33 protein-coding genes are annotated in these 26,685 nt (G+C 52.9%); 2 read left to right on the plus strand and 31 right to left on the minus strand.

Annotated features, from left to right (window positions below; all coding sequences use genetic code 11):
- Nucleotides 1-51: 51 nt before the first annotated feature.
- The 24 genes from NSQ46_RS19580 to NSQ46_RS19695 all read right to left on the minus strand — a co-directional run bounded on the left by NSQ46_RS19580 (nucleotide 52) and on the right by NSQ46_RS19695 (nucleotide 18,230).
- Nucleotides 52-927: a polyprenyl synthetase family protein gene (locus NSQ46_RS19580; protein ID WP_186311077.1), complete on the minus strand. Its 876-nt coding sequence runs from the start codon at nucleotides 925-927 to the stop codon at nucleotides 52-54.
- Between the two features lie 22 nt (nucleotides 928-949).
- Entirely contained in the window at nucleotides 950-1,195 is a 246-nt protein-coding gene (gene xseB, locus NSQ46_RS19585) for an exodeoxyribonuclease VII small subunit (protein WP_040738546.1), read from the minus strand.
- A gap of 16 nt (nucleotides 1,196-1,211) precedes the next feature.
- Nucleotides 1,212-2,579 carry an exodeoxyribonuclease VII large subunit gene (gene xseA, locus NSQ46_RS19590; RefSeq protein ID WP_007129728.1) on the minus strand — a complete coding sequence of 456 codons (1,368 nt, stop codon included), beginning with the start codon at nucleotides 2,577-2,579 and terminating at the stop codon, nucleotides 1,212-1,214.
- 1 nt (nucleotide 2,580) lies between these two features.
- Nucleotides 2,581-3,441: a bifunctional methylenetetrahydrofolate dehydrogenase/methenyltetrahydrofolate cyclohydrolase FolD gene (gene folD, locus NSQ46_RS19595; RefSeq protein ID WP_007129727.1), complete on the minus strand. Its 861-nt coding sequence runs from the start codon at nucleotides 3,439-3,441 to the stop codon at nucleotides 2,581-2,583.
- Nucleotides 3,442-3,495: 54 nt separating this feature from the next.
- A complete protein-coding gene (gene nusB / locus NSQ46_RS19600; protein ID WP_007129726.1) occupies nucleotides 3,496-3,954 on the minus strand; it encodes a transcription antitermination factor NusB in 459 nt (152 codons plus the stop codon).
- Nucleotides 3,955-4,236: 282 nt separating this feature from the next.
- Nucleotides 4,237-4,470 (minus strand): DUF2273 domain-containing protein, encoded by a 234-nt coding sequence (locus NSQ46_RS19605; RefSeq protein WP_007129725.1) that lies wholly within the window; start codon nucleotides 4,468-4,470, stop codon nucleotides 4,237-4,239.
- Nucleotides 4,471-4,485: 15 nt separating this feature from the next.
- Complete coding sequence (gene amaP, locus NSQ46_RS19610) at nucleotides 4,486-5,025, minus strand: alkaline shock response membrane anchor protein AmaP (RefSeq protein ID WP_007129724.1); 540 nt, start codon at nucleotides 5,023-5,025, stop codon at nucleotides 4,486-4,488.
- Between the two features lie 70 nt (nucleotides 5,026-5,095).
- Nucleotides 5,096-5,512, minus strand: coding sequence for an Asp23/Gls24 family envelope stress response protein (locus tag NSQ46_RS19615; protein WP_007129723.1), 417 nt, complete (start codon nucleotides 5,510-5,512; stop codon nucleotides 5,096-5,098).
- A gap of 120 nt (nucleotides 5,513-5,632) precedes the next feature.
- On the minus strand, nucleotides 5,633-6,976 hold the full coding sequence (accC, locus tag NSQ46_RS19620; protein WP_007129722.1) for an acetyl-CoA carboxylase biotin carboxylase subunit: 1,344 nt from the start codon (nucleotides 6,974-6,976) through the stop codon (nucleotides 5,633-5,635).
- 55 nt (nucleotides 6,977-7,031) lie between these two features.
- On the minus strand, nucleotides 7,032-7,532 hold the full coding sequence (gene accB / locus NSQ46_RS19625; protein ID WP_007129721.1) for an acetyl-CoA carboxylase biotin carboxyl carrier protein: 501 nt from the start codon (nucleotides 7,530-7,532) through the stop codon (nucleotides 7,032-7,034).
- Between the two features lie 170 nt (nucleotides 7,533-7,702).
- Complete coding sequence (locus tag NSQ46_RS19630; protein ID WP_007129720.1) at nucleotides 7,703-8,566, minus strand: SpoIIIAH-like family protein; 864 nt, start codon at nucleotides 8,564-8,566, stop codon at nucleotides 7,703-7,705.
- Nucleotides 8,567-8,645: 79 nt separating this feature from the next.
- Nucleotides 8,646-9,284 (minus strand): stage III sporulation protein AG, encoded by a 639-nt coding sequence (gene spoIIIAG, locus NSQ46_RS19635; protein WP_007129719.1) that lies wholly within the window; start codon nucleotides 9,282-9,284, stop codon nucleotides 8,646-8,648.
- 14 nt (nucleotides 9,285-9,298) lie between these two features.
- On the minus strand, nucleotides 9,299-10,024 hold the full coding sequence (spoIIIAF, locus tag NSQ46_RS19640; RefSeq protein WP_007129718.1) for a stage III sporulation protein AF: 726 nt from the start codon (nucleotides 10,022-10,024) through the stop codon (nucleotides 9,299-9,301).
- Nucleotides 10,025-10,061: 37 nt separating this feature from the next.
- Complete coding sequence (gene spoIIIAE / locus NSQ46_RS19645; protein ID WP_050954025.1) at nucleotides 10,062-11,222, minus strand: stage III sporulation protein AE; 1,161 nt, start codon at nucleotides 11,220-11,222, stop codon at nucleotides 10,062-10,064.
- A 67-nt stretch (nucleotides 11,223-11,289) separates the two neighbouring features.
- Nucleotides 11,290-11,679 (minus strand): stage III sporulation protein AD, encoded by a 390-nt coding sequence (gene spoIIIAD / locus NSQ46_RS19650; protein ID WP_007129716.1) that lies wholly within the window; start codon nucleotides 11,677-11,679, stop codon nucleotides 11,290-11,292.
- Nucleotides 11,680-11,689: 10 nt separating this feature from the next.
- On the minus strand, nucleotides 11,690-11,893 hold the full coding sequence (gene spoIIIAC / locus NSQ46_RS19655) for a stage III sporulation protein AC (protein WP_007129715.1): 204 nt from the start codon (nucleotides 11,891-11,893) through the stop codon (nucleotides 11,690-11,692).
- Between the two features lie 15 nt (nucleotides 11,894-11,908).
- On the minus strand, nucleotides 11,909-12,427 hold the full coding sequence (gene spoIIIAB / locus NSQ46_RS19660) for a stage III sporulation protein SpoIIIAB (protein ID WP_007129714.1): 519 nt from the start codon (nucleotides 12,425-12,427) through the stop codon (nucleotides 11,909-11,911).
- Nucleotides 12,420-13,418: a stage III sporulation protein AA gene (gene spoIIIAA / locus NSQ46_RS19665; RefSeq protein ID WP_007129713.1), complete on the minus strand. Its 999-nt coding sequence runs from the start codon at nucleotides 13,416-13,418 to the stop codon at nucleotides 12,420-12,422. The genes spoIIIAB and spoIIIAA overlap by 8 nt, the downstream gene beginning before the upstream one ends.
- 103 nt (nucleotides 13,419-13,521) lie before the next feature.
- Complete coding sequence (locus tag NSQ46_RS19670) at nucleotides 13,522-13,788, minus strand: YqhV family protein (RefSeq protein ID WP_007129712.1); 267 nt, start codon at nucleotides 13,786-13,788, stop codon at nucleotides 13,522-13,524.
- 175 nt (nucleotides 13,789-13,963) lie between these two features.
- Nucleotides 13,964-15,217, minus strand: a complete 1,254-nt coding sequence (locus NSQ46_RS19675; RefSeq protein ID WP_028403693.1) for an aspartate kinase — start codon at nucleotides 15,215-15,217, stop codon at nucleotides 13,964-13,966.
- Between the two features lie 250 nt (nucleotides 15,218-15,467).
- Nucleotides 15,468-16,025: an elongation factor P gene (gene efp / locus NSQ46_RS19680; protein WP_007129710.1), complete on the minus strand. Its 558-nt coding sequence runs from the start codon at nucleotides 16,023-16,025 to the stop codon at nucleotides 15,468-15,470.
- Nucleotides 16,026-16,085: 60 nt separating this feature from the next.
- A complete protein-coding gene (locus NSQ46_RS19685) occupies nucleotides 16,086-17,156 on the minus strand; it encodes a Xaa-Pro peptidase family protein (RefSeq protein ID WP_007129709.1) in 1,071 nt (356 codons plus the stop codon).
- A gap of 52 nt (nucleotides 17,157-17,208) precedes the next feature.
- Nucleotides 17,209-17,655 carry a type II 3-dehydroquinate dehydratase gene (gene aroQ / locus NSQ46_RS19690; RefSeq protein ID WP_007129708.1) on the minus strand — a complete coding sequence of 149 codons (447 nt, stop codon included), beginning with the start codon at nucleotides 17,653-17,655 and terminating at the stop codon, nucleotides 17,209-17,211.
- Nucleotides 17,656-17,732: 77 nt separating this feature from the next.
- Nucleotides 17,733-18,230, minus strand: a complete 498-nt coding sequence (locus tag NSQ46_RS19695) for a YqhR family membrane protein (protein ID WP_007129707.1) — start codon at nucleotides 18,228-18,230, stop codon at nucleotides 17,733-17,735.
- 155 nt (nucleotides 18,231-18,385) lie between these two features.
- Here NSQ46_RS19695 and NSQ46_RS19700 point away from each other — a divergent pair, with 155 nt between their 5' ends.
- Entirely contained in the window at nucleotides 18,386-19,378 is a 993-nt protein-coding gene (locus NSQ46_RS19700; protein ID WP_007129706.1) for a DUF1385 domain-containing protein, read from the plus strand.
- A gap of 7 nt (nucleotides 19,379-19,385) precedes the next feature.
- Entirely contained in the window at nucleotides 19,386-19,718 is a 333-nt protein-coding gene (locus tag NSQ46_RS19705) for a hypothetical protein (RefSeq protein ID WP_007129705.1), read from the plus strand.
- Between the two features lie 63 nt (nucleotides 19,719-19,781).
- Here the strand turns inward: NSQ46_RS19705 and NSQ46_RS19710 are convergent, their stop codons facing one another.
- From NSQ46_RS19710 to NSQ46_RS19740, 7 genes are all read right to left on the minus strand, one after another.
- Nucleotides 19,782-20,708, minus strand: a complete 927-nt coding sequence (locus NSQ46_RS19710) for a patatin-like phospholipase family protein (protein WP_007129704.1) — start codon at nucleotides 20,706-20,708, stop codon at nucleotides 19,782-19,784.
- 84 nt (nucleotides 20,709-20,792) lie between these two features.
- Nucleotides 20,793-22,349 (minus strand): family 10 glycosylhydrolase, encoded by a 1,557-nt coding sequence (locus tag NSQ46_RS19715; protein WP_007129703.1) that lies wholly within the window; start codon nucleotides 22,347-22,349, stop codon nucleotides 20,793-20,795.
- A 116-nt stretch (nucleotides 22,350-22,465) separates the two neighbouring features.
- On the minus strand, nucleotides 22,466-22,891 hold the full coding sequence (gene mntR, locus NSQ46_RS19720; RefSeq protein ID WP_007129702.1) for a transcriptional regulator MntR: 426 nt from the start codon (nucleotides 22,889-22,891) through the stop codon (nucleotides 22,466-22,468).
- Nucleotides 22,892-23,057: 166 nt separating this feature from the next.
- Nucleotides 23,058-23,771 (minus strand): cytochrome c biogenesis protein CcdA, encoded by a 714-nt coding sequence (locus NSQ46_RS19725; protein ID WP_007129701.1) that lies wholly within the window; start codon nucleotides 23,769-23,771, stop codon nucleotides 23,058-23,060.
- A 16-nt stretch (nucleotides 23,772-23,787) separates the two neighbouring features.
- Nucleotides 23,788-24,618, minus strand: coding sequence for a metal ABC transporter permease (locus NSQ46_RS19730; RefSeq protein WP_186311071.1), 831 nt, complete (start codon nucleotides 24,616-24,618; stop codon nucleotides 23,788-23,790).
- 20 nt (nucleotides 24,619-24,638) lie between these two features.
- The gene (locus tag NSQ46_RS19735; protein WP_007129699.1) at nucleotides 24,639-25,388 is read right to left on the minus strand and encodes a metal ABC transporter ATP-binding protein; all 750 of its coding nucleotides are present in this window, start codon (nucleotides 25,386-25,388) and stop codon (nucleotides 24,639-24,641) included.
- A gap of 104 nt (nucleotides 25,389-25,492) precedes the next feature.
- Nucleotides 25,493-26,566: a zinc ABC transporter substrate-binding protein gene (locus NSQ46_RS19740; RefSeq protein WP_251536900.1), complete on the minus strand. Its 1,074-nt coding sequence runs from the start codon at nucleotides 26,564-26,566 to the stop codon at nucleotides 25,493-25,495.
- Between the last annotated feature and the right edge of the window lie 119 nt (nucleotides 26,567-26,685).

The raw sequence follows: 26,685 nt of genomic DNA on the forward strand, positions 1-26,685 counted from the left end.
GCCATTTAAAGACATTATATCACAAATAATCGGTGTGCAAGTAACCCCGCTCTAGTGGTCCCGAGCCAAGAGAAAGTCTGCAATTTCATGCAGTCTGGACGGGTCCGGAAAATTCCCTTCGGAAATGGCGCTCTTCGCTTCGGCGGTCAGACGCTCAACCTCCCGCTTGGAGGCTTCCAAGCCGATAAAAAACGGATAGGTCACCTTCTCCTGCTTCACATCGCTTTGCGTCGGCTTGCCAAGCTTGGCCTCATCGCCGATCAAGTCGAGGATATCGTCCTGGATTTGGAAGGCCAGCCCGATATGCTTGCCGAAGGAGCGAAGCGAATCGATCTGGGCTTCTGAACAGCCTGCTACCCGTCCTCCAGCCATGAGGGAGAACATGATCAGATCGCTTGTCTTATGCAGATGAATATACTCCAGCTGCTCAAGGCTGGTTAATCCCTGCTCTCCTTCCATATCGGCCACTTGGCCGCCAACCATTCCCCGGGGCCCGGCATATTCCGCAAGGTCCTCCACAATCGACAGCACCCGATCGGCAGGAATCCCGTGCTTGCGCGAGGACTGCACAATGCTGTAAAAAGCATGCGTCAGCAGCGCATCGCCCGCCAGAATCGCCGCTGCTTCACCGAACACTTTATGATTCGTAGGCTTCCCCCGCCGGAAATCATCATCGTCCATCGCAGGCAAATCGTCATGGATGAGCGAATATGTATGCACCATCTCAACGGCGCACGCCACCGGCAGAGCCGCTTCTCTGCTTCCGCCGGCTGCTTCGCAAGCCGCGATGACCAGCAGCGGACGCAGACGCTTTCCGCCTGCCATTAAGGAATACGTCATCGATCGATGAAGGGTTTCAGGAACTTTCCATCCCTCCGGAAAAAGGGCCGTAAGCTCGCTGTCCAGCCTGTCACAGATGTCATTCATATATTGCTGAAAAGGAAGTCTATTATTCACTCAATTCACCTGTCTCATCAAGTGCGCCGCCGAAGGGCTTGCGCTTGAGCTCCCCGCCTTCTTCGACAATCATCTCGATTTTCTGTTCAACCTGCTCCAGCTTTTGACTGCACATTTGAGACAGCTTCATCCCTTGCTGGAACAAGTCGATCGCCTTCTCCAAAGGGACGTCCCCGTCCTCCAGCTGCTCGACGATCTGCTCCAGCTGTGCCATCGCCTCTTCAAAGCTGATCTCCATCAAGTCTTTTGCCTCACTAGACACGTTCTTCATCCTCCTTTATTCCCCACACTTGACACTGCAGCCGGCCATCATTGACCCTCACTTGAACCAAATCGCCGAGCTGCACATCTTCCACTGATTTGATCAGCTTCTGTTCCTGCTCATCATAAACCAGGCTGTACCCTCGGGACATGATCTTAAGCGGACTAAGCGCATCCAGATGGCGGATCTCCGTCTGCAGCTGGGACAGCTTGGCTTTGCGGATCGATTGCATGGCAAGCATCAGGCGGCGTTTCGCCTGCTCCTTCCGCAGCGATGCCTGCTCGACCTGGGCGCGCGGATTGGATCTGATCAATCCCTGATGCAGCGACCGCTGGCGCTGACGGTAGAGCGACAGCTGCGATTTGAGCGTTCCTTGCAATCGGTAGGAGAGCATGTCCAAGCGCTCGGCATGCTGCAGCATGTAGCGGCGAGGATGGTTCAGCACCGGCGAGCGCTGAAGTCTCGCAAGGCGCTCCCGGCTTCGCTGAAGCCGCTGCTGAAGCCCTTGATTCAGCTGCCGCTGGCGCTGCACAATCTGTCCCTTCAGCTCCGCGCGGCTCGGAACTGCAAGCTCCGCAGCCGCTGTCGGCGTCGCTGCACGCACATCGGCTACAAAATCGGCGATCGTAAAATCCGTCTCATGGCCGACAGCCGAGATCACCGGAATATTCGATTGATGGATCGCTCTGGCGACGATCTCCTCGTTGAATGCCCATAGCTCCTCCAGCGAGCCTCCGCCCCGGCCGACAATGAGCACATCCGCTTCGCCAAGCTCGTTCATCGCACGGATTCCCTTAACAATGGAGGGTGCTGCCGACTTTCCCTGAACCAGGACCGGGTACAGCTGTACAGTCGCCTGCGGATACCGTCTCTGAATCGTTGTTATAATATCGCGAACAGCTGCCCCGGTCGGTGAGGTTATCACACCGATCGTCTTGGGATAGCTCGGAAGCGGGCGTTTAAGCTCCTGCGAAAACAAGCCCTCTTCCTCCAGCTTTGACTTGAGCTGCTCGTAAGCGAGATACAGGCTGCCGATTCCGTCCGGCTGCATCTGAATGGCATAGAACTGATATTGACCGTCCCGCTCATAGACGGAGACATTGCCTCTGGCTATCACCCTCGAGCCTTCTCTCGGGATAAACGGCAAGCGCTGATTATGGCTCGCAAACATGATCGCCCGGATTCGGCTGCCTTCATCCTTCAACGTAAAATACATATGTCCGCTGGAATGATGCGTAAAATTCGAAATCTCCCCGCGAATCCAGACGTCGGACAGCCTGGAGTCGCCTTCCATTTTCATTCGAATATATCGGTTCAAATCCTTAACGGACAGGACGCGTCCCGGATCCACGGATTTCATATTATTCAATTCCGCTCAGCCGTTTGGCGGCCAGCAGCGTATTCTTCATCAGCATCGTGATGGTCATCGGACCGACGCCTCCGGGAACTGGCGTAATCGGACCCGAGATCTCCTTCACGCTCGCAAAATCAACGTCTCCCGCCAGCTTGCCGTTCTCCAGACGGTTCATGCCGACGTCGATAATGACGGCGCCCGGCTTGACATAGCTGGCGTCAATCATATTCGCCCGGCCGATGGCAACGACCAAAATATCGGCCTGCTTCGCGATTTCCGGCATGTTGCTCGTTCTCGAATGGCACATCGTCACGGTGGCGTTTTCCCGCTGCAGCAGCAGCGATACCGGCTTGCCCACAATATTGGATCTGCCGATAACGACGGCATGCTTGCCCGAAATTTCGACGCCTGTCCGTTTGATCAGCTCAATGACGCCCGCCGGGGTACATGGCAGCAGACTGTCGTCCCCGATGACCAGGTTGCCCACATTGACCGGATGGAACCCGTCCACATCTTTTTCAACGGCAATCGCATCAATTACCGCCTTCTCTTGAATATGACCGGGGAGCGGAAGCTGAACAAGAATCCCGTGAATGGACGACTGCTTATTCAGCTTGTCCACCAGAGCTAGCACCTCTTCCTGGCTGGAATCGGCAGGAAGCCGGTGCACCTCGGAATAAAAGCCGAGATCGTGGCACGCCTTTTCCTTATTTCGGACATAAACATGGGAAGCCGGATCGTCACCCACCAGCACAACCGCCAAGCCCGGGCGCACGCCCTGTTTCGACAGCTGCTGCACCTCCAGCGCGATCCCTTCGCGAATTTCTTCGGATATCTGTTTACCATTAATGATCGTTGCTGCTGTCATCCTAATCTCTCCTCACTATGATTGAATGATCCGCCTGCCATCCTGGGCGTAGAATTATGATTGTTGCAACTTCGCTTTGACTTGATCCAGCTCCTGGATAATCCGGCCCAATACGCCGTTTACGAATTTACCCGATTCCTCGGTACCGAAATGCTTCGATAGCTCGATCGCTTCATTGACGGCCACCTTACCGGGCACGTCATCGCGGTATCCGAGCTCGTACACAGCCAGACGGAGAATCTGGCGATCCACGCGGGAAAGGCGGCTAACCTGCCAGCCTTTTAAGTAATGAGCGAGCAGCTGGTCAATCGTTTCCCTGGAATTCCATGTCCCGTTGACCAGCTGCAGCACATACTCCTTCATCTGAACCTCGTCGCCGATCACTCGCTCCGTCTCATTCTCTTCGGCCGCCTCCGAGAGCAGCATCGATACAGCCTCCAGGCTGTCGACTTCGTTCATTTCCATCTGATACAGGCTTTGAACGGCGATCTCCCTAGCTACACGTCTTTTCATTTTGTTCCTCCTGTGGACCCTGCCTGAATCCATTTTTCTGATTAGTATTATCAATTTTCCATAAAGTTTTGACCAGTCTTTTGCAAAACTCGATTTTCAGCAGCTTATGAAAGCAATATATAGACGAGCTAAACCGTTAAACTCTTTATATATTGCTGATTGTACTTTAGATCTTCACCAAAATCCTCACAATAAAAAAACCTGTGAACCGCTGCTTTCTGCAAAAAAGGCATCATTAACCTGTCCTTTAGCTTTTTTGCCGAAAGAAGCATATCACAGGGTTCATTTAAACGGCCGCCAACGCTCGGACAACCAGCGCCCCCATTCCTGAAAGTGGAAGATGGAGCCTTGGTTCAAATCCTTGCGTTTGCCAAACGTATAGCCGATAAATACCACTAATGCAAAGAACAGCATATCCCAAAAACCGGATAATAGATAAATCAGTCCGCACACAAGACCGCCGGCGACACCGAAGATCCGCCCTCTGTGACTCTCCCATATTTCTTTCCAAGGCATTTGGGAAATTCACCTCTATTCCACGCGGCTCTTAAAGCTAGGCGCCTGAACCACGTTAGCGATATATACGGATACGGACGAGACTGGTATTCCCGTCGTCTCTTCAACGAAATCATGCACCTGCTTCTGCACCTCGGTCGTCAGCGCAGGAATGGATTCCTCGCCGTCCACCACGGCACGGATCGCAATCTCAAGCCCCGATTGGGACACCTTGATTCGGGACTTCAGATCCTTTACACTTCGCACCTTGGAAGCTGCCTTCAGGCACAGATTTTCAATCGTTTCCACCGAAATCTGAATGTCTCCAAACTCCGTTCGCTGATCAATCGAATTCAGCGTGGAACGGTCGCGACGTACCGAAATGTAAAAGAACCGGATGCTGAGGAGAAACAATACGGCAGCAATGATAATCCCCGCCAGAACGAGCTGCTGCTCCTGGGCAAACGTCAAATGGTACGGAACAGCACCGCTTAACAGGAGGATGGCAACTACAGATATAACACCGATACTCAAGCTGTATATAAACAGCAGAAGTCTGTCCATGATTTTGGCCACGACCCGCACAGCCTCCTTAAATTAGATTAAACCCTCGACATTGCTGCCGGGGGCTATGAAATGATCCATTTTATTTCACGCGCTGCACCAGATCCAGATCGTCGTTCTTCTCGCTTGTCTTCATGAAATGAACATCATGAATATGTACATTGACCTCAACGACGGTAAGACCTGTCATATTCTCAATGGACCGCTTCACGTTGCGCTGGATTTCACCCGCTACTTCCGGAAGACGATGTCCGTACTCAACGATAACGGATACATCAACAGCCGCTTCGCGTTGTCCGACTTCTACCTTGACGCCTTTGGACAGATTTTTCCGGCCAAGCAGCTCAGCGATGCCGCCGGCAAAGCCGCCGCTCATTCCTGCAACCCCGCGGACTTCCACCGTTGCAAGCCCTGCGATAACTTCAATGACTTCCGGCGCAATCTGAATCTCACCGATATCCGTACGTTCAAATTCTGTAGTTGGCAATGTCTCAGCCATAGTCTCAACACACCTTTCGGGAATAAGTTTGCGGATGCTCGAGGGACTGCTTGAGGCATGCGCTCTTATTACTCATACTATACCATTCGGCCAAGTTTATGACAAACTTGGCCAAACGATTTATACCTCATTTTCTTCCAAAAACTTAATATCGAAATCGCCTTTGATAAAGGTTGGATGGTTCATCAGTTTTTGGTGGAACGGAATGGTGGAATAAATGCCTTCAATCTCGAATTCGGAAAGCGCGCGCTTCATCTTCGCAATCGCTTCGTTCCGAGTCGGCGCCCATACGATCAGCTTCGCGATCATGGAATCGTAATACGGCGAAATGGTATAGCCCGGATAAGCCCCGCTGTCCACGCGCACGCCAGGTCCTCCCGGCGGAAGGTAGAATTGAATCGTACCCGGTGCCGGCATAAAGCCTTTGTCAGGATTCTCGGCATTGATCCGGCATTCGATCGACCATCCGTTGATGACGATATCCTCTTGGGTGAAGCTGAGCGGATTCCCTTCAGCAACCGAGATCATCTCCTGAATCAAGTCAACTCCGGTTACCATCTCGGTTACCGGATGCTCCACCTGGATCCGCGTATTCATTTCCATGAAATAGAACTGCCCGTCCGGACCGAGCAAGAACTCCAGCGTACCCGCTCCGGAGTATTGGACCGCCTTGGCTGCGCGCACGGCGGCTTCTCCCATCCGGGTACGTACTTCTTCCGTAATCACCGGACAAGGCGCTTCCTCAACAAGCTTCTGTCTCCGGCGCTGAACGGAACAATCGCGCTCTCCGAGATGGACCGCGTTCCCGTGCTTGTCCGCAATAATTTGGATTTCGACGTGCTTCATGCCCGTCAAATATTTCTCCAGGTAAACGCCGGCATTGCCGAAGGCTTTCTGCGCTTCCTGCTGGGCCGTCGTAATCTGCTTAATCAGCGCTTCCTCGTCCTCGGCGATCCGGATGCCCTTGCCTCCGCCGCCTGCGGTGGCTTTGATAATAACAGGATAGCCGATATCACGGGCCAGCATAATCGCTTCGTTCAAATCCTCGATCAGCCCGTCTGAGCCAGGGATAACCGGTACGCCGGCATCCTTCATCGTCTGCTTGGCAACCGCCTTGTCACCCATGCGGTTAATGGCATCGGCAGACGGACCGATAAAGGTGATGTTGCAGGATTCGCAGATTTCGGCGAAGTCGGCATTCTCGGCAAGGAAGCCGTATCCCGGATGGATGGCATCGCATTCGGTCAATGTCGCCACGCTCATAATATTCGTAAAGTTCAGATAGCTGTCCTTCGATAACGTCGGACCGATGCAGTAAGCTTCATCGGCAAGGCGAACATGCAGAGAGTCCCGATCAGGCTCGGAATATACCGCCACCGTCGAGATGCCAAGCTCCCGGCATGCGCGGATGATGCGGACTGCAATTTCGCCGCGGTTCGCGATTAAGACTTTTTGAAATGTCATGAAGTAACCTCCTTCGGACTCATAAGACTCCCGCTCATGGCGAGTACAGCGTGCACTACTCCGGCTTCACCAGGAACAGTGGCTGCCCGAACTCGACCAGCTGGCCGTTCTCGACGAGGACTTCGACGATCTCCCCTTTAACCTCGGCCTCCAGCTCGTTCATCAGCTTCATCGCCTCAATGATGCAGACCGTTGTCTTCTCCGTTACCTTGTCCCCGGGGCTGACGAAAGAAGGCGCTTCAGGGGAAGGGGCGCGATAGAAGGTCCCTACCATCGGTGATACGATCTTATGTAATGAGCTGTTAACCTCCGCTGCTTCCTGTGGCGCTGCCGCGGCAGGAGCCTGGTTGACCGTGGCCTGCTGCTGTACAGCTTGCGGTGCCATGGCTTGCGGCGCAGGAATGTAGGCTTGCGGCGCTACTTGCTGAATAACGGCTTCGGCAGGGTTCGGCTTCTTAATGGACAAACGCGTGCCTTCATTTTCAATTTCCAATTCATGTACGGATGTTTCATCCACCAGCTTAATAAGCTCTTTAATCTCGTTTAATTTAAACATGATCAGTCGTTCACTCCTTCACTTTCTGTAGAAGCCCTGATTCGGACAGTCAGTCGATAGCTTAGAGTATTATATCACAATCGAGCGAAATAGAAAGAGTCCAGGGAAATCCCGGACTCCGCAATGTTTATCGTATAAAGGTGATTTATGTTGAAAAACAGCGGATGCTTTTACGGGGCAACATATTGAACCGTAACCTTATCCTGCGTTACTTTCAGCTCTTTCATGACGAGACCGACGATATCGGCGGCGCCTTTGGCGTCAAGCTTGTCGCTGAGCACGACGACATTGTATTTCTCGCTCTCTTCTTTAACGACGGCATTGCCGAATTGCTGCTGCAGCTGCGCCTCGATGTTGAGAATGATCTCCTCTTTTTCCTCCGCTTCTTTCAATTGCTCGGAAGCCTGTGCCGTCTCCTCCGGCTTGCTCTCATGGTTGTCGATCTTCGAAATCAAATCGTCATATAATTTCATGTTCTTCTGTTCCCGGTCCAGCTTATAGGCATCCAGCTGAGCTCGCGCCGAGGAGGCTTGGGCCGCTACTTCCTCCAGCACCTCCTGCTCGGTTTTGCCCCCTTGCGTGCTGCTTGTTTCCGCAGGCGCCTGTTCACCCTCTTTGGTCTCCGTTACCTTAGGCTCTTCCGCGCTGTCCTTGGTTCCGGCTTGCTCCTGCTCTCCTTGCTTGCCTTGCTCTCCTTCTTTGCCTTGCTCTCCTTCTTTGCCTTGATCTCCCTGTGCCGCTTTAGCCGGATCTTCGCTGCCGGTCTGTGCTCCAGTGTCCGTGCTCTCGGCATTCTGCTCGTTCGCGCCGGAATCTCCGTCGGTTCCTTCCTCGATCACTTCGTTTACAACCAGCTCGTCGCTTGTGCCGTTTGCGCCTTGGCCGGCTGCAGGCTTCTGGCCGTCAACCTGCGTGCTTTCGGCGACAGGCGGCGCTTTCGTGCCGGATTCATCCGTGAACAGATAGTACGCTGACAGGATCACCATTAAACTCAGCATCGAAACCAACCATATGGTTTGTCTTTTGTTATTCATTTGAACGTATCCTCCTTTGGAATAAAAAGCCTTGGTTTTGAGCCTCGTATGAGTTGCTCATTCGGGCGGTAAAACACTGCTACTGCTTTCGCGGGACAACCGATATGCGGTGGGACGGTACATTCAGCCCCCGCTGGATGGCATCCACGATCAAGTTCTTGACGATCTCGTTCTCTGCTCCCTTGGCTACGACGAGCACGCCCCGAACCTGCGGTTTAATCCGCTTAGTGACGATCGGCGTCTCTTTACCGGATGAATCATAAGTCACGATCTGCCCGTCGCGCTGATAGCTCGTGACATGGCGCCTGCCGCCGTTGGCATCGGTCTCCTCGGTCAGCTCCTGGGTGTCCTTGATGTCCTTCTGAACGACAAGCTCCTCCGTGGATTCCACGGTGACCATCACATCCACGGCACCAACCCCAACGATTTGCTCCAGCATCGTCCGCGTCCGCATCTCGAAATCCTGCTCGATGCTCTCAAACTCGCTGCTTCCGCCGGCGGGCTCGCTGCCCTGTCCGGTCGATACGGCCGCGGATTCCGGCGGCTCGCGGCCGATATTTTCATGATCCAGCTTCTTTACATTGACGAAGGAGTTGAACAGCATGATTGCGACGCCGATGAGACCGAGTATAATCAGCCAGCGGAAGGTCTGCATTTTTTTGGCTCCGCCGGCGCCGCCGCCAAGCCACTGTTCAAGCCGCTTCAGCCATTTTCCCATCATCCTCACCTCCGTTATAACTTTTTGTCATCCTGCCCATGCTCCGGCAAATGTATCGTAATCAGATCCGGGCTAAGATCCCATCTCTGGCTGATGTATTTGACGATCTGTTCCTCTCGTGCTTTGTATTCTTTGCTTGCAGCCTCGCGCCCTTGAGACGGCGCTTGACTGCCATTGTTATCCGTTGTGCCGGACTCTAAATTTACTTCAATCGATTCGACAGGGGTTATCCCAATCGGCTCTTTCGCCCCGGAGCCCTCTTCGGAAACGGCAGCATCCGATGGTCCGCTTAGCTTCACATCCACGGAGCGGATATCCGCTCCCGTATACGAGTCGTCCTCCGCCCGGGTTGCTGCCAGCACGACCTCAACCTCTTGTACCGCTTCTCCCGTCTCGGCTGCGATTTCCTCTTTCATGACGCGGGCAAGCTCGCTGCCGGCCCACTCCAGGCTCTGGCTCTGCTGCACATCCTTCAGCTTCTCGGCTTGGGCCAGAATGGATTCCAGCTGCATCTCCTGCGGGAGCCCTTTTTCCTGCCGCTCCAGTTCCTGGGCCAGCCGTTGTTCCGGCGGGTCTGTCAGCAAGCGGATGATCGGGCTGAGCAGCGTAAGTAGGATGATCAGGCTCAGAACCAGTCGCGCGTATCTCTCGAGTGCTTTCCCCGGAAGAATCAGGTCTACGAAAGCGGCGAAGAGCACGACCATGATGACATTTTTGAGCCAATCCGAAAGCCAGTCCATCGATCATCCCCCCTTACCTTGGCCGGCAAGCCCGTCGTCACCGCATCATGACCGTTATATTGCCTGCGGTAAGCAGAATCGTAATCGCCAGGAAAAACATCATGCTCACGGCAGCCAGTGCGGCGAATACGTACAGCAGCGTCTTGCCGATCGCCTGCAGGCAGGTTGTGATCGGCGTGTCGCCCAGCGGCTGCATGACGGCTGCCGCCAGATTGTAGATCAGGGCAAGGGTCAAAATCTTGATCGCCGGAAATGCGCAGAGAAACAAGATGATGATGACCCCTGCCAGACCGATTGAATTTTTAACGAGCAGCGATGCCGAGATTACGGTATCTGTCGCATCCGCGAACATTTTTCCCACCACCGGAACGAAGTTGCCGGTTACGTACTTGGCCGTTCGGATCGTGACCCCGTCCGTCACGGAGCTCGTGATGCCCTGCACCGAGATGACGCCGAGGAAGACGGTCAGCATGACGCCCAGGAAGCCCATCGCGATGCCCCGGAGCAGATTGCCAAGCTGGGTCAGCTTGTACTTTACGGACAGCGAGCTGACCAAGTGCAGAAGTGCCGAGAAGAAGAGCAGCGGAAATACGATCGTTCTAATCAAGGTTCCCACCGTATGTACCATGAAGATCACCAAGGGATGCGCGACCGAGACGGTCACCACATTGCCCATCGATGCCATGAGGGCAAAGAGCAGCGGCAGCATCGCCATCATGAAGTCGATCATGCCGGTGATCGCGTCTTTGGCGTAGCCGATCGCGACGCTGAAGCTGTTGACCGCAATGACCAGCACAACCATGTAGCAGATCGTGTACGCTACCCGGCTCACGGTGCCCTTCTCAAAGGCCGTCTGCAAGTTTTCCAGGATCAAGCTCATGATACTCAGCATGATGATCGTTACTAGCAGCTTTCCGTTATACAGCACCTCGTGCCAGAGATACTTTCCAAGGCCGGACATGATGCCTTTAAAGCTGAAGCCATCGCCGCCCGGAAGAAGCATTTCCATCAGGGACGGCGTCCTGCCCTCGGGAAAGAATCCGCCGTAATCCTTCATCAATTGCTCCCAATATTTCTCCACCTGCTCGGTCGGAAGCTGCTCCGTTTGCTCCGTTACCAAGTCCCCGGCAGGATTTTCGGCAGCGGCTGCAGGGGCGATGCTTATGAACATGCCGGACACCAGCAGCATGAGCTGCATTACGATCAGCCTGTATAAACCGGTTCTCCTCGATGATCCTGCATGTGCCACGCCCCTCCCTCCCTAATCATGCCGGGAGGAGCTTCAGGACCGTCTCGATGATGATCCCGATAATCGGTACAGCGAGTACCAATATGAGCACTTTTCCCGCCAGTTCTATTTTGGAAGCGATCGATTCCTGACCGGCATCCCTTACGATTTGCGCCCCCATTTCAGCGATGTAGGCTATCCCGATAATCTTCAGCACCGTTTTGAGATAGATCATCTGGACGCCGGAGTTCTCGGCCAAATCCTCCAGCATCCGGATCACGTCGCCGATCTTTCCGATCAGGAACAGGAAGATCATGACGGAGGTCGCCACGGCGAGCAGGAAGGCAAATAACGGCTTCTGGTCCTTGACGACCAGAATCAGTACGGTAGCGATAAGACCGAGGCCTACCACCTGGATAATTTCCATAAAGGTCCACCTACTGGAATAGAAAAATACTTTTGATTTCCTTAAGCAGATCATCGAGCAGCCTTACGACCATAAACAGCACCACCACAAAACCGATGAGAGTCACCCAGTGTGCCATATCCTCTTTGCCCATCTGTTTCAGGACCGTATGAATCATGGCGATGATGATGCCGATCCCGGCGATCTGGAAGATGGCGTTGACTTCAATGTTCATTTCCTTGGCACCTCGCTAAAAGATCAAAATGACGATCAATGCTCCAATTAACAGCCCCAGACTTTTGCTCATCTTTTCATATTTCGCCTGGTCATCCCTTGCCGCCTCTTCTTCATGCTTCAGCTGCTGGGCGGCCAGCGCAATATGCTTCATCTGGTCCTGCCTGTCACTGGTGCCAAGTACGCCGCCGAGCTGTTCCATCACTTCCCTCTCGGCGTTTTTCATGGAAGTCCGCTTCCAGTAATCCTCCAGAGCCTTGCGTATGCTGTCCTCTGCCGATAAGCCATAATCCGGCCTCATATACTGCGCGGCTTGGGCGAACAAGGATTTCAGTGGATCCCGGAGAGAGGCGCTGATTCGTTCCAGTGCATCCGGAAGCGGCGTAAAGCCATAGCTGATCTCGGTTTCAAGCCGCTGGAGCGCCAGTATCAGCTCCCGCAGCTGCCTTGGTCTGACCGCAAACTGCTGGGCCTGATAGAAGCCTGCGAGCGTTCCTGCACCAATGACGAGCAAAGCACCTACCAGTTTAAGCATAGGCATCACCGCCAGGCGGACCGCTGGCAGCGGACTGAAGCGTTCGCTGCCCTCCGTCATAAAGCTTGAACGACCTTGCATCCCCGGTGCGGCTGAGAACCGCGTACATTTCAAACATTCGATTCTCGATCAGTCCCGACAGAGCAGGACGTCCCCGCATGTCCTGGACGGAAGAGCCGTGAGCCGTGGCGATGACGCTTATGCCGGCATGGAGCGCCTCAACAACTGCCTCCGCATCCTCGGCCCGGCCGATCTCGTCCACAATGAGAACGTCCGGCGACATGGACCTGATCATCATCATCATGCCCTCTGCTTTGGGGCAACCGTCCAGCACGTCCGTCCTGGGACCGACATCGAACCCGGGAACCCCCCGCTGGCAGCCGGCGATTTCGGAGCGTTCGTCCACAATGCCCACTTTCATGCCAGGCCATCGAACGGTCCCTGCCCCCCACTGGCCATAGCTGATTTGCCGGGCCAGATCCCGAAGCAGCGTCGTCTTTCCATGCTGAGGAGGAGAAAGAATCAGAGTATGCATGACACGCTTGCGTTTGCGGTCCAGCAAATGCGGAAGCATCTCGTCGGCCGCCCCGCGGATCTCTTTGGCAATCCGAACATTAAAGCCGCTGATATCCCGAATATGCTCCACTTTCCCTCCGCTGAGAACCGTCCGCCCCGCCAGCCCGACCCGGTGCCCGCCGGGGATCGTTATGAATCCTTTCCGCAGCTCCTCTTCCATCGTGTAAAGGGAATGATTACTGATCAGATCCAGCAGCCTGTGTGTATCCTCCCGTGTTGGCTTGTACGCCTCCTCCGGCCGCAGCGTCAATCCGCCGTTTCGATCCAGGAAGTGGTATCTGCCCTGCGAATTGATTTCGAGGGGACGCTCTTCCCGGATTCGCACCTCCTCCACATGCTCCAGCAGCTCACTCGGCAGGTTCAGCAGCATTCGTTTGACGGATTCGGGAAACAGCCCCAGCCAATTCAGTGTCATATCAATTTCCCCCAAGTTGTCCTTTTTTGAAAATCTGCCTTCTGTTAAAAAGATTTCTTATCCCATGTGTATGCTTGTACCCTGCATTTATGACGGGAATCTATCATTTTTTTAAGATTCCGTATAAGAGGCAGGCAACCCCGCACAATATCCAGCCGATCTTCCCCCATGACAGCTTATCCGCCATACCTACAAGCCCGATTGTCGTGGTTAGGATCAGAATGAGCGGGCCGGTAAACGCTAGCGCGGAATTGACGGCGAGCGCTTTATCTACTTGATTCAGCCGCAGCATGACAATCGCAGCAACGATCTCGAGGCTGCCCGAGAACAGCCGAAGCGTTGCCATGCTGGCGACGAACTTGTCCAACATGAAGTTCTCCCTCCTTCTTCCATTGCGTGATGATTAAAAATATGCATTCATCCCCGAATTTATCTCTATTTTTTTATTTCATAGACACGAATCTCACAACAAAAAAAAGACTGCCCCCGGGCATTTGCCCTTGAGACAGTCTTTGCTCTATGAACCGAACTAGAATGATATGAACTTAGCGGCGAACCTGCGGGCCTCCGACGCTTGCCTGCTGGTCGGTGTCCAGTCCATACGCCGTATGAAGTGCTTGAACGACGCCTTCGAGATTGCTTCCGTCAATCACGCAGGATACTTTGATCTCGGAGGTGCTGACCATCTTAATGCTGACCCCTTGACGGGAGATCACGTCGAACATTTGGGCGGCAACGCCAGGGTGGCTTACCATGCCCGCGCCGACGATCGATACCTTCACCAGATTGTCCTCGGAGGTTACGTCGCGGTACGGAAGCTCGCCACGGATCCGTTCGATGACGGACAAAGCACGCTCCCGGTCATGCAGGGATACGGTGAAGGAAAAGTCTGCTTCCCCGTTTTGGACACCGCTTTGTACGATGATATCCACGTCGATCCCTTCTTTGGCCAGTTCGCCGAACACCTGCGCCAGAATGCCAGGGGTATCGGCAACACCCATAATGCTGATTCTGGCAACGTTCTTGTCGAATGCGATACCGCTGACCACTACACCTTGTTCCATGCTCGTTTCCTCCTTAACAACCGTTCCCTCGTTATGATTAAAGCTTGATCTAACAACAAGCTTCACTTGATTGTGTTTGGCGTATTCAACTGCTCGGGGATGAAGCACCGCTGCCCCAAGGTTCGCCAGCTCCAGCATTTCATCGTATGAAATCTCAGGGAGCTTCCGTGCGCATTTTACTACGCGCGGATCGGTAGAGTATACCCCGTCCACATCCGTATAGATTTCACACACATCGGCCGAAATCGCTGCAGCCAGCGCCACCGCGGTCGTATCCGAGCCTCCGCGGCCGAGGGTCGTGATTTCGCCTTCTTCCGACATCCCCTGGAAGCCGGCAACGATGACAATATTTCCGTCATTCAGCGCCTTGTGCACGCGCTCCGGGGATATATCGGTAATACGGGCTTTGCCGTGGACGGCTTCCGTCCGGAATCCGGCCTGCCATCCCGTAAAGGATACAGCTTTGCGCCCTAGACTATGAATCGCCATCGAGAGAAGCGAGATCGAGATCTGCTCTCCGGTCGTTAACAGCATATCCATTTCCCGTGCGGGCGGGTTCTCGTTTAATAGTTTAGCTTGATCAATCAGATCGTCGGTGGTATCCCCCATCGCGGATACAACAACAACGCACTGATGGCCTTCATCCTGTTTCTCTACAATTCGTCCGGCCACGCGCTTCATGCGTTCTGTATCGCCTACAGAGCTGCCTCCGAATTTCATAACGTACAATGACAATGCCTCTTTCACTCCCCACATGATAATCAGTATGTACCAGTGCATTGGTTCATGGTTTCTCACTTTAAAACAGTATAATACGAAAGTAACACCCTCCGTCAAGGCTTTCGTCTGAAAGAAATGCCGCTCTGAGCGCCCTTCAATCTAGAAAATATAAAAAACTCCCGTACTTGACGTACAGGAGTCGCGTTGCAACAGAAGATATTGGCAGAGGCGGGGCGATTAGATCGTTTCGCCTAATAAGCCAGCCTTATGCGCGGGAGATGTATTTTCCTTCACGGGTATCGATCAGAAGCACATCGCCTTCATTGATGAACAGCGGAACTTGCACATTGAGGCCTGTTTCCACCTTCGCATTTTTTGTAGCGCCTGTCGCTGTGTTGCCTTTAATTCCCGGCTCGGTTTCCACTACCTTCAGCTCGACGCTGTTCGGCAGGTTGATCCCGAGAATTTCTCCCTGATAGCTGATGATGTTAACATTCATGTTTTCCTTCAGGAAATTCAGTTCCCATTCCAGCTGCTCACTGGTCAAGCTGAACTGGTCATAGGTTTCGTTATCCATGAACACATGCTCCTGTCCGCTTGCATACAGGTACTGCACGCCGCGGTTGTCAATTTGCGCGCGTCCGATCGTTTCACCGGCACGGAATGTTTTCTCCACCGTGTTGCCGTTGCGCAAGTTCTTCAATTTGGAGCGTACGAATGCGGCGCCTTTACCTGGCTTAACATGCTGAAAATCCAAAACGGTAAAAATATCGCCATCCACTTCTACGGTTAATCCTGTTTTAAAATCATTGACTGAAATCACTGAATTTCCCTCCTAAAGGATACGGTTTGAATAATTCTTGTTCGTTGTTGCGGCCTTTCATTAGAGCACGGTGTAATCTTTGGACGAGCTTGTCAATATTTGAATACCCGTTTCCGTGATCACAATATCATCTTCAATACGGACACCGCCAAGACCCGGCAAGTAAATGCCCGGCTCCACGGTTACGACCATGCCCGGCTTCAGGATATCGTCGCTCGCCTTGGACAGTCGCGGCGATTCATGAACCTCCATGCCCAGTCCATGTCCCGTGCTATGCCCGAAATACTCGCCATATCCGTACCGGGTGATGATGTCGCGTGCCAGCGCATCGGCCTCGCGTCCAGTCATGCCTGGCTTGATATGCGCAAGCGCATGCAGCTGTGCTTCGAGCACGATGTCATAGATCTCCTTCAGCTTCGGATCCGGGCTGCCGAGGGCTACCGTCCGGGTCAGATCCGAGCAGTATCCATCCAGGAGTGCGCCGAAATCAAAGGTGACGAACTCATTGCCTTGAATCACCCGGTCGCTGGCAACGCCGTGCGGTAGCGCAGAACGTTCTCCGGAAGCGACGATGGTGTCGAAGGAGGAGGAAGTCGCGCCGCGGCTGCGCATGAACATTTCCATCTCCAGATCGATTTCGCGCTCGGTTTTGCCCGCTTGAAGCAATGTGAGCACATGGCTGAACGTTTCATCGGCCAAATCGGCAGCGCGCTGCATGATCTTCAATTCCTCGGCATCCTTGATGATACGGAGCTCCTCGACCAGACCCGATACCGGAACGAGGCTGATCGGTGCAAGCTGCTCCGTATAACCGGAATAAACCCCGTATGTAACATGGTCCTGCTCGAAACCGAGCGAGGCAATGCCTTCGGATTGAAGCAGTTCTTTTACGGTATCCATAACCTTCGCTCCGTGCTCAATGACCTTAAAGCCGGTCGCTTGCTGCGGAGCCTGTGTCATGTAACGGAAATCCGTCAGCAGATACGACTGTTCCTTCGTGATCAGCACATATCCTGCGGATCCCGTAAACCCTGTCAAATATCTGCGGTTGATCGGGCTACCGATCAGCATGGCCGACAAGCCTTTGGCCTCGAGCTTCTCGCGCAGTCCTGCTACTCGTTTGCTGCTCATTGTTCCATCTCCTCTCACCCATGCCGGGATCAAAGCGGGTATCCAAACGCCGCTATGCCTCCCTGGTCTCCAGAATTTGTAAAAGGGCTGACAAGCCCAGCGTGTAGCTGGCCGCGCCGAAGCCCGCGATTTGACCGGCAGCAACAGGCGCAATGACGGAAGTATGACGGAATTCTTCCCTAGCATGAATGTTCGAAAGATGAACCTCCACGGTGGGAATCCGCGCCGAGCTGACCGCATCGCGCACAGCATAGCTGTAATGCGTCAGCGCGCCCGGATTCAGCAGTATTCCATCCGCCTGCCCGATCGCTTCATGGATCCGGTCAATGATCGCACCCTCGTGGTTAGACTGAAAGAAGGTAATCCCGATCCCCGCAGCATCCGCTTGCTTGCGCAAATTATCCTCGATCGCCTGCAGGCTGAGCGAACCGTATATCCCCGGTTCCCGGAAGCCGAGCAGGTTTAAATTCGGTCCGTTTATCACCCATATGGTTTTCATAGGGTTTCCCACCTTTTCGTCAAATAACCAAGTGCTATTTTACCATAGGCGGTATCGGATTGAGAAGTTTATTGTTTTTAACCCGTAACCTGCTTCGGCTCGCGCATCCGTTCGTCGGTAAATTCCTGGGCAGCCGTGTAACCGATAAAGAGTCCCCATAATATAAAAATGCAAAACTCGGATATGTTCGTATCCCACGTCAGCTTTTTAACCGGAGCCGTAAACCGGAGCCAAGGGTTGAGGGCGATATAAAGCACGATCCACCAAATGACGCCGTAAATGATGCCGGGCCAGGGACCTTTGAGCTTGCGGAAAAGAAACACGTAAATCAGCGAAGCGATAACGGAGAACGCGATAAACGACAGCCAGCCCGCAATCTGCCCCGCCGCGGTGACGAGAAACTCATGCTTGAAGAAGGGCTCCATCAAGAAGCCGGGCACCACCCTCGTGAATTTCAGCGTATAAAAAATCCATCTTACTGCTCCCCAAATCAGCCCAGCGTAATACCCCAGCTCCAGGGCGTACAAAAACGGATTCGTCACCTTGTTCTCCTGTCGAAATTGACCTTCGGTCATGTTGAATCCTCCTTCGCTTGGTAGTCGATGCTCATCTTCCCTTCTTTAGCAGATAGTATGCTCCGCTTCCCACGGGTCAATCCAACTAGAAATTACTTTCAAAATTCGATACAATAGTTAATAGAACGAAAAACATGTCAGGGAGGGTGAACTGGTTGTCCCAAAAGTCAACCCCGATCAGCTATGGAGGCCAAGCTGTAATCGAAGGCGTTATGTTCGGCGGCAAGCATGTCAACGTAACGGCCGTTCGTCGCAAGAATAATGAGATCAAGTTTCTAGAGGTGCCTCGCGAGGATAAGGAATGGGTACGGAAGCTGCGGAAGGTTCCGCTTCTTCGCGGCATCGTCAGTCTGATAGATTCAACCATCAAGGGCTCGAAGCATCTGAACTACTCCGCAGATGCATTCGCTGACGACAGCCTGGATCCGGAGGAGCGTGAGAAGCAGAAGGAGAAGGAAGAATCCGGCTGGAGCCTAAGCATGATCATCGGCGTTGCCGCGGTCAGCGTGCTGTCCTTTATCGTCGGCAAGCTGCTCTTTACCCTCGTGCCGGTTTTTGTTGAGGATTTCTTATTCGGGAATACATTTGATAACTATATCGTGCATAACCTGATTGAAGGTATCATTAAATTGATCCTGCTTCTTGTCTATCTATGGGCGATCTCCCAAACGCCGGTCATCAAGCGGCTGTTCCAGTATCACGGCGCCGAGCATAAGGTGATCAGCGCATATGAGGCCGGTGAAGAGCTGACCGTCAAGAACGTGCAGAAGTATACAAGGCTGCATTACCGTTGCGGCAGCAGCTTCATGATGCTGACCATCGTGCTCGGTGTCGTTGTATATTCAGTTGTCCCATGGGATACGATGACAGAACGGATCATCCAGCGAATCGCTCTTCTTCCGGTCGTGCTCGGCATTTCCTTTGAGTTCCTGAAGCTTACCAATGCCATGCGAGATATTCCCGTTCTCCGTTTCCTCGGTTACCCGGGGTTGTGGCTGCAGCTGCTCACAACGAAGGAGCCGACGGATGACCAAGTCGAAGTATCCATCGCATCCTTTAACAGAATGCGTGAATTAGATGCCCAATACGAGAATGTTCCCGTGTCGCAAACTGTGACAGGAAGTGTGCTGGATCCCGCGAAAGGGTGATGAATCCATGAGAAGGCATGCGATCATTTTTTGGACGGCTATCGGGTTAGCCGCAGTAGGCGTTTTGGGCCTGCTGATTAGCCCGAGCACAAGGATGATGGTGCTGATTCCGGCCATCATCGTCGCAATCGTCTATGTGCTGTACAAGTTTCCGCCCCGCCGCTTTAACAAGCGTCCGAAGGTGAAGCCGTCCAAGCGAACCGCGGCCAAGCTGGCGCGCAAGAGCCAACCGACGAGAAAAACAAGCCCATCCGCAACACGCAAACAGTATCCGTTCCAGGTCATCGACGGTCAGAAGGGCAAGTCTGACCCTTCCGATGATCTACCGAAATATCACTAGAAGCAAAAGCGCAGATTTCAAGGCTTCAGCAGCCTCGGAATCTGCGCTTTATTGTTTACTTATTCACATCTGTTCGGGTTTCCATCTTGAGAAGAACTGCGTGCCTGCCGTCAAGCCCGAATTGTACAGGTTCATGCTCTCCTCCTTGGTCAGGTGAAAATGGGTCGTGCCGATGCCAAGGGTCGGGATTTTGATGGTGCGGCTGCGGTTTTGCTGCTCGATATACCGCTCATCATGCGCCGACAGCATCGTCTCGAACATCGCCGTCAGCATGCTGAAGGGACCGTCAATTTCATGCGGTGAATTGCTGTTCTTCCCCACCATTTGAAAGCCGAGCACCGGCAGAGGCTTCGGGCCTCCTTTCGATTCACGGTCAAACAGCCACAGCGGAAAATTGCTAAGCAGCCCCCCGTCCACGATATATACAAATTGTTCGGCGAACGATTTCCCTTTAGCTGCTCTGCCTATGAGCCGAAGAATGACCGGGTCGAAAAAATAGGGAATGCTGCAGCTCATCCGCACCGCTTTGGCGACGGGAAACGTTGCCGGATTAATGCCGTATTGGCGCAAATCGTCCGGCAGCACCAGCAGTCTGCCGTTCGTAATATCCGAAGCAACGATGTAGAGCTTACCGGCCGGAATATCGGAGAAGGTGAATATGCCTTTGTCCAGCAAAATTTTTCGGATCCAGTTCTCCAGCGCTTCCCCAGAATATAGCCCCTTCTTGATCAACACCCTCAAAGCCGGTCCGATGATCTTTGCATTGAACACCGGTGCGCGCTGGAGGAAGGTATGAAATGGAGTCTCCTCAATGATCTTCCGGATTTCATCCGCTCGGTACCCTGCTGCAAGCACGGACGCGACGATCGATCCGGAGGACGTTCCGGCAACGCGGCTAAATTCGATCCCCGCCAATTCGGCTGCTTTAACAGCGCCGGCGAGAGAGATGCCCTTGACCCCGCCGCCTTCAAAAACCGCATTGATCTGCATACAGAAAATCCCCCGCCTCACATGGTCTAATGACTATGTATGAGGGCGGGGGATGATTCATACCTGTAGGACGTGCGCCAAATCTTATTTATAATATGATTGCAATTGCTCTTTAAGACCTAACGGATTGCTCAAAATGTTCTCCGCACGGAAGAAGATGCTGCCTTTGATCTCAGAAAATCCTCGATTGTACTTCAGCTGATTGATAATTTCCGATGCGCTCTGCCATCCGACCTCGGACGTCCCGAGCTTGTATGGGGCATGGCCGATCAACAGATCGACGCCCGTGCCTTTTACCTCGTTCACCCACCAGTCCACCAGCTTATCGTAATCAACCGTTGAATTGCTCATGCTCCAATAGATCTGCGGGGCAACGTAATCGATCCAGCCATTCTGGATCCAGGCTCTAACATCGGCATACATGCTGTCGTAGGCGGTTACGCCCGCTTTCGTATCGGACCCTGTCTTGTCCACGGAGGCGTTCCTCCACACACCGAACGGGCTGATGCCGAACTCGACGCCCGGCTTGGACTCGTGTATCGATTGGCCTAAAGAAGCTACAAAATCATTGATGTTCGCCCGCCGCCAATCGCCGATGTTCGTATACGAACCATCATTATACAAGCGGTAAGCTGCGTCGTCTTTAAAGGTCGTATTGGACGGATAGAAGTAATCGTCCAGATGCACCCCATCGATATCATATTGATCTACAACCTCCATGATCGTGTCGATAATATGTTGGCGCGCATCCGGAATTCCCGGATTGATGTACAGCTGCTTGCCGGTGTTTACGATCCAGTCCGGATGCGCAAGGGCGACATGGGACGGATCCAGCGACGCGGTCAGCACGTCGGTGTTGGCCCGGAACGGGTTAAACCACGCGTGGAAGTCCATATTCCGTTTGTGCGTCTCTTCGACCATGAAAGCAACCGGATCATAGCCCGGGTCCGCCCCTTGTATCCCCGTCAGCACCTTTGACCAAGGAACGAGCTCCGATGGATACAGGGCATCCCCGGCCGGACGAACCTGAACGTATACGGTGTTGATGCCGACTTCCTGGAGAGAATCCAGGAGCGCGATGTATTCTGCTTTCTGCTGTTCGCTCGTGCTCTTAGGCGACGGCCAGTCGAGATTAAATACCGTCGAAATCCAAGCTCCTCTTACCTCTTCGACCGTAGAGACGGGCGGGGGGGTAACCTCGGAGCCCGAGAAGAGCGAAATCCGCTGCGCCGATTGGTTCCACTCTACCTTCAAGCCAAGATTTTCGCTGATGAATCGGAGGGGTACCATAACACGGCTCTGCTTGATCTGAACCGAAGCGTCCAGCGCAACCGCTGATCCGTTCACCAATGCGGAGGTTTTGCCCGAGGTCAACTGCAGGGTGTTGCCGTCTTTACGGATCGTTACCGTCCGTTTGGACTGTTCCCAGACGACCGAAGCGCCAAGTCCTTCGCTGATGACCCGGGTCGGAACCATTGTCACGTTCACTTTTGGCAGTATGTATGGGGATACGTCACTTTCCAGCTTCACGCCGTCCAGCTGTATGCTGATACCAGCCGACTTCGCCTGTGCTGTGGAGACTACCGACGGGAGACATAATAGCAGCATGATCAATACAAGTAACCATCGCCGAAGCTTCATTTCTATTAATCCTCCGAAAATATGAAATTTGCAGGTAATGCTAACCTATGAACCCAACATCTTCAATATGCCTACCCGTTTAAAAAGACATCTGTCACAAGCGGACAGATGCCCCATTACGATTCGCTAACCAGTTCGTTATGAATGTCCCGCAGCTCCTGCAGCCGGTTCTCGTCCCGCTTGAAATACTCAACCAGCGTTTCGATACGCGTAATGGAATCCCAGCTTAAATGATGCTCGATTCCTTCAACATCCCTATAGATATTTTCATCCTGAACACCGATCATTTCGAGGAATTCCTCGAGCAGATGGTGGCGCTCCATGAGCCGCTTGCCCATCTTCTTCCCTTTGCTGGTCAGTACCAAGCCGCGATATTTTTCATATATCAAATATTCGTCTTTGTCCAGCTTCTGAATCATTTTCGTGACGGATGAGGGGTGAACCTCCAAGCCTTCGGCAATATCCGAAACGCGCGCATATCCCTTCTCGTCAATCAGTTTGTAGATGCGCTCCAAATAATCCTCCATGCTAGGTGTCGGCATCTTCTTCCCTCTCTCTTCTATAATTACATAACCTGTACCAAAACCTCAATTTACCTGCTCTTGTAATGATACATGTTTTTTAGACCTGTTGGCAAGTCCTGGCCCCCTGAATATCCCATCATTTACCAATATCCAAGAGCCTGGAGCCAAAAGGAGCCAAGCAGCATCAAAATTTCAGCCATTCAGGCGTAATGCCCTGCAGCCAAATTGTGATTTTGTACATTTGGTCCGTAAACAGCAGGATCCCCATCAGGATCATCAATATGCCGCCCACCTTCATCAAGATGCTGGAATACTTCAAAATCCACCGCGTCGATCCGATGAAAAAGGCCAGAATAAAAAACGGTACGGCAAAGCCCAGCGAGTAAGATGTGATCAGCGGAAACCATGTGCCGGGATCCGAAGCGGCAAGCGCGATAATCGCGGTCAGAATCGGTCCGACGCAAGGCGACCAGCCTGCGGCAAATCCGATTCCGAACAGAAAGGTTCCTATGTATCCGGTCGGCTTGGATTTAAAGTTGAATTTCCGGTCTTTCATCAAAAATCGGGGCTGGAAAATGCCGACCAGCATAAGCCCCATAACAATGATTAACAGCGCGGACAGCTGGCGGATCAGGTCCTGGTACTCCATGAAGAACTCCCCGAACAGCCCCGCTCCCCATCCAAGGGTGTAATAAACCGCCGAAAAACCAAGAATGAACGCAAGGGTATGCGTCATCGTCCGGAAGCGGACCTCCTTGCGGTTCTGCTCATTCTTCAAATCATTGACCGACATGCCGGTGATGATGGATAAATAAGACGGATATAACGGCAAGCAGCATGGAGATATAAAGGATGCGAATCCGGCTGCAAATGCGATGCCGACGTTAATATCAGCCATTGAATGTTAGACCTCCTTACGTCGTAAAACCCTTTTTGCCGACCAATGCGACGATGAGCAGGCCGATCAGCAGCAGTACAATCGTTGCTCCAGGCGCCAGGTTAAATACGCCGGCCAGCATCAAACCTCCGATGACGGCGATCTCCGAGATGACCACGGACAGAATGATCGAGCTCCGGAAGCTCCGTGCCAGCAGCAGGCTGATGGCAACCGGTATCGTCAGAAGCGCGGACACGAGCAGTGCGCCGACGATTTTGATCGCCGTGCTGACGACGAGCGCGGTCAATACCGTGATCACCATGTTCATCACTTTGACCGGCAGTCCGCTGACGCTGGCAGCGTCCTCCTCGAAGCTTAACAGGAAAAATTCCTTAAGCAGCAGGAAGACCACGGCAATGACGATAACGGTAACGCCGCCAACCATATATATATCCGTCGTATCCAAAGTGTAGATACTGCCGAACAGATAGCTCATGACATCCGTATTATAGCCCATTCCCAGCGTGAAGAACAGCGACGCGAGCGCTACGCCGCCTGACATGATGATCGCAATGGACAGCTCGGCATAGCTCTTGTACGCCTTTCGCAGCTTCTCAATCGCGAAGGATGCCGCAACCGCGAACACAAGCCCGGCAGCCAGCGGGTATACTTCAATCAGAAATCCGAGCGCAACGCCGGCAATCGTCACATGGGACAGCGTATCCCCGATCATGGACAGCCGGCGCAGCACAAGAAATATTCCGATGAGCGGTGCGGTGATGCCGATCAATATTCCCCCGACAAGCGCCCGCTGAAAAAAATCGCTTTGCAATATATCAAGCAATGACAACGTCTCCTTCTCTTGCATCCAATGAATTAATACCTAATTTAAACGAGAGAATGCTGAAGATCCTCGATCTCGCAGTTTTCGATCTCATGGGAATGCCGAACGAAAAACTGGATTTTTCCGTTATGCGATACCGGCGATTCTCCCAAATAATCCTTCACCATATCGAGATCATGCGTGACCATCAGAAAGGTCATGTGATGATGCGCATGCATATGGGTGATCAAGTCGAAAAAACCGGCCTGCGTCTCGGCGTCGATTCCGATTGTCGGCTCGTCCAATATGAGGAGATCCGGACGGTTGATCAGCGCGCGCGCGAGAAACACGCGCTGCTGCTGGCCGCCGGACAATGCGCCGATCCGCTTATCCGCAATATCCTGAATCCGCATAACCTCCAGGGCATCCTCGCATTTGCGGTGATCCTCGCGGCTGATGCGGCGGAACATCTTCTTACGGTTATATAATCCCGAAAGAACGACTTCCCGGACGGTAGCGGGAAAGAGCGGATTGAACGCATTTTTCTGCGGCACATAGCCGATGCGCTCCCAATCCCGGAATTTGCGGATCGGCTGGCCGAACAGCTCGATCGAGCCCTCCGCAGCCGGCAGAAGCCCGACGATCATCCGCAGCAAGGTGGTCTTGCCCGCTCCGTTCGAGCCGACAATGCCTACAAAGTCCCGCTCTTTAATTGAGAAATTCAAGTCCTTAATCACCTTCTGATCCCGGTAATTAAAGGATACATTATCGATTTGTATAATCGTTTGGTGGCAATCCTGTGCTGCCGGTTCCATAACCTGGCCGCCTTTCTATCTTTAAATTTTGCTATCAAAATTTATGCAGCTTTTATACCCTGTAATGACAGGAAGAAGAGGGGACTTAGCTCCCCCCTTCTCTATTATTGTAAGGCCTTCTTTAGATTTTGCAAATTTTTCTCCATAATCGTGAAGTAGTTCTCTCCGTTCTCCGCCTGCTCCTTCGTCAATCCCTCTACCGGGTTTAGGACAAGCGTCTCTACACCGGCCTCATTTGCAAGGGTCTTGGCCAGCTTATCCGACACAAGCTCCTCGAAGAATACGTAACGGAGTCCCTTTTCATTTACCGTTTTCGTCAAATTCACGATATCCTGCGCGCGCGGCTCGGCATCAGGGGACAATCCCATGATCGCGTGCTGCGTAAGCCCGTAGTCCCGGCATAAATATCCGAATGCTTGATGGGAGACGACGATGTCTTTCTTCGGAAGGCCGGACAATTGTTCGGTAAAATCCTGATCGAGCTTAGCAAGCTTATCCTTCAGCACTTCATAACGCTGTTCGTACTGCGCTTTATGTTCCGGATCTGTATCGACCAGGCTGTTCTTGATATTCTCGGCCATGATCAAGGCTGACTTCGGACTCACCCATGTATGAGGATCGGTATGATGGCTGGTTCCTTCGGCTGTGCCCGACCCTGCGGCATGCTCTTCCGCTGCGGCCTCATCGTGACTGTGATCAAGCTCTTCTTCTGCGGCCTCTCCGGCCGCTTCATGGCTGTGTTCATGTCCAGCCTCGTCACTGGCTCCATGATTATGGCCGTCATCTCCCTCGGCATCAATCAGTTGAATGCCTTGGCTTACCTCGACGGCCTTCACCTCGGAATCCTTATTCAGTCCCTTGAGAAATGAAGGAACCCAGCCTTCAAATCCGGCACCGTTATATAGAAACAACTGGGCCTTGGAGGCATTGACCATGTCCTGGCTTTTCGGCGTCCAATCATGCGGCTCGACTCCGGTCGGCAGCAGATTAACGACATTAACCTCTTCACCGCCAATTTCCTTCGTAAATTCATATATGGGATAGAAGGTCGTTATGACATTGATTTTCCCTTCCACAATGCTGCCGCCGGATTTGCTGCCGCAGCCTGACACGATTAGCAGTGCCGACAGCAATGCTGCCATTCCCCATGTCCACTTCGCTTTCTTGTTCCTGCTCATGATTCCCTCACCCGCTCCGTTCTATCTAATCGTAAACATTACTAACAAGATTATAAGAGAAGAAAAACGAGATTGTCAACTACATCGTAACCGTTACTATTAATTTTTTGCTCATATCG

The organism is Paenibacillus sp. FSL M8-0142, assembly GCF_038597315.1.
GTDB lineage: Bacteria > Bacillota > Bacilli > Paenibacillales > Paenibacillaceae > Paenibacillus_AQ > Paenibacillus_AQ lactis.

What these genes read in the sequence shown, in the direction of transcription:
- NSQ46_RS19580 (WP_186311077.1), bottom strand. Translation starts at nt 927, where the DNA reads ATGAATGACATCTGTGACAGGCTGGACAGCGAGCTTACGGCCCTTTTT.
- xseB (WP_040738546.1), bottom strand. Translation starts at nt 1,195, where the DNA reads ATGGAGATCAGCTTTGAAGAGGCGATGGCACAGCTGGAGCAGATCGTC.
- xseA (WP_007129728.1), bottom strand. Translation starts at nt 2,579, where the DNA reads ATGAAATCCGTGGATCCGGGACGCGTCCTGTCCGTTAAGGATTTGAAC.
- folD (WP_007129727.1), bottom strand. Translation starts at nt 3,441, where the DNA reads ATGACAGCAGCAACGATCATTAATGGTAAACAGATATCCGAAGAAATT.
- nusB (WP_007129726.1), bottom strand. Translation starts at nt 3,954, where the DNA reads ATGAAAAGACGTGTAGCTAGGGAGATCGCCGTTCAAAGCCTGTATCAG.
- NSQ46_RS19605 (WP_007129725.1), bottom strand. Translation starts at nt 4,470, where the DNA reads ATGCCTTGGAAAGAAATATGGGAGAGTCACAGAGGGCGGATCTTCGGT.
- NSQ46_RS19615 (WP_007129723.1), bottom strand. Translation starts at nt 5,512, where the DNA reads ATGGCTGAGACATTGCCAACTACAGAATTTGAACGTACGGATATCGGT.
- accC (WP_007129722.1), bottom strand. Translation starts at nt 6,976, where the DNA reads ATGACATTTCAAAAAGTCTTAATCGCGAACCGCGGCGAAATTGCAGTC.
- accB (WP_007129721.1), bottom strand. Translation starts at nt 7,532, where the DNA reads ATGTTTAAATTAAACGAGATTAAAGAGCTTATTAAGCTGGTGGATGAA.
- NSQ46_RS19630 (WP_007129720.1), bottom strand. Translation starts at nt 8,566, where the DNA reads ATGAATAACAAAAGACAAACCATATGGTTGGTTTCGATGCTGAGTTTA.
- spoIIIAG (WP_007129719.1), bottom strand. Translation starts at nt 9,284, where the DNA reads ATGGGAAAATGGCTGAAGCGGCTTGAACAGTGGCTTGGCGGCGGCGCC.
- spoIIIAF (WP_007129718.1), bottom strand. Translation starts at nt 10,024, where the DNA reads ATGGACTGGCTTTCGGATTGGCTCAAAAATGTCATCATGGTCGTGCTC.
- spoIIIAE (WP_050954025.1), bottom strand. Translation starts at nt 11,222, where the DNA reads ATGCAGCTCATGCTGCTGGTGTCCGGCATGTTCATAAGCATCGCCCCT.
- spoIIIAD (WP_007129716.1), bottom strand. Translation starts at nt 11,679, where the DNA reads ATGGAAATTATCCAGGTGGTAGGCCTCGGTCTTATCGCTACCGTACTG.
- spoIIIAC (WP_007129715.1), bottom strand. Translation starts at nt 11,893, where the DNA reads ATGAACATTGAAGTCAACGCCATCTTCCAGATCGCCGGGATCGGCATC.
- spoIIIAB (WP_007129714.1), bottom strand. Translation starts at nt 12,427, where the DNA reads ATGCTTAAACTGGTAGGTGCTTTGCTCGTCATTGGTGCAGGAACGCTC.
- spoIIIAA (WP_007129713.1), bottom strand. Translation starts at nt 13,418, where the DNA reads ATGACACTGAATTGGCTGGGGCTGTTTCCCGAATCCGTCAAACGAATG.
- NSQ46_RS19670 (WP_007129712.1), bottom strand. Translation starts at nt 13,788, where the DNA reads ATGTTGGACAAGTTCGTCGCCAGCATGGCAACGCTTCGGCTGTTCTCG.
- NSQ46_RS19685 (WP_007129709.1), bottom strand. Translation starts at nt 17,156, where the DNA reads ATGAGCAGCAAACGAGTAGCAGGACTGCGCGAGAAGCTCGAGGCCAAA.
- aroQ (WP_007129708.1), bottom strand. Translation starts at nt 17,655, where the DNA reads ATGAAAACCATATGGGTGATAAACGGACCGAATTTAAACCTGCTCGGC.
- NSQ46_RS19695 (WP_007129707.1), bottom strand. Translation starts at nt 18,230, where the DNA reads ATGACCGAAGGTCAATTTCGACAGGAGAACAAGGTGACGAATCCGTTT.
- NSQ46_RS19705 (WP_007129705.1), top strand. Translation starts at nt 19,386, where the DNA reads ATGAGAAGGCATGCGATCATTTTTTGGACGGCTATCGGGTTAGCCGCA.
- NSQ46_RS19710 (WP_007129704.1), bottom strand. Translation starts at nt 20,708, where the DNA reads ATGCAGATCAATGCGGTTTTTGAAGGCGGCGGGGTCAAGGGCATCTCT.
- NSQ46_RS19715 (WP_007129703.1), bottom strand. Translation starts at nt 22,349, where the DNA reads ATGAAGCTTCGGCGATGGTTACTTGTATTGATCATGCTGCTATTATGT.
- mntR (WP_007129702.1), bottom strand. Translation starts at nt 22,891, where the DNA reads ATGCCGACACCTAGCATGGAGGATTATTTGGAGCGCATCTACAAACTG.
- NSQ46_RS19725 (WP_007129701.1), bottom strand. Translation starts at nt 23,771, where the DNA reads ATGGCTGATATTAACGTCGGCATCGCATTTGCAGCCGGATTCGCATCC.
- NSQ46_RS19730 (WP_186311071.1), bottom strand. Translation starts at nt 24,618, where the DNA reads ATGCAAGAGAAGGAGACGTTGTCATTGCTTGATATATTGCAAAGCGAT.
- NSQ46_RS19735 (WP_007129699.1), bottom strand. Translation starts at nt 25,388, where the DNA reads ATGGAACCGGCAGCACAGGATTGCCACCAAACGATTATACAAATCGAT.
- NSQ46_RS19740 (WP_251536900.1), bottom strand. Translation starts at nt 26,566, where the DNA reads ATGAGCAGGAACAAGAAAGCGAAGTGGACATGGGGAATGGCAGCATTG.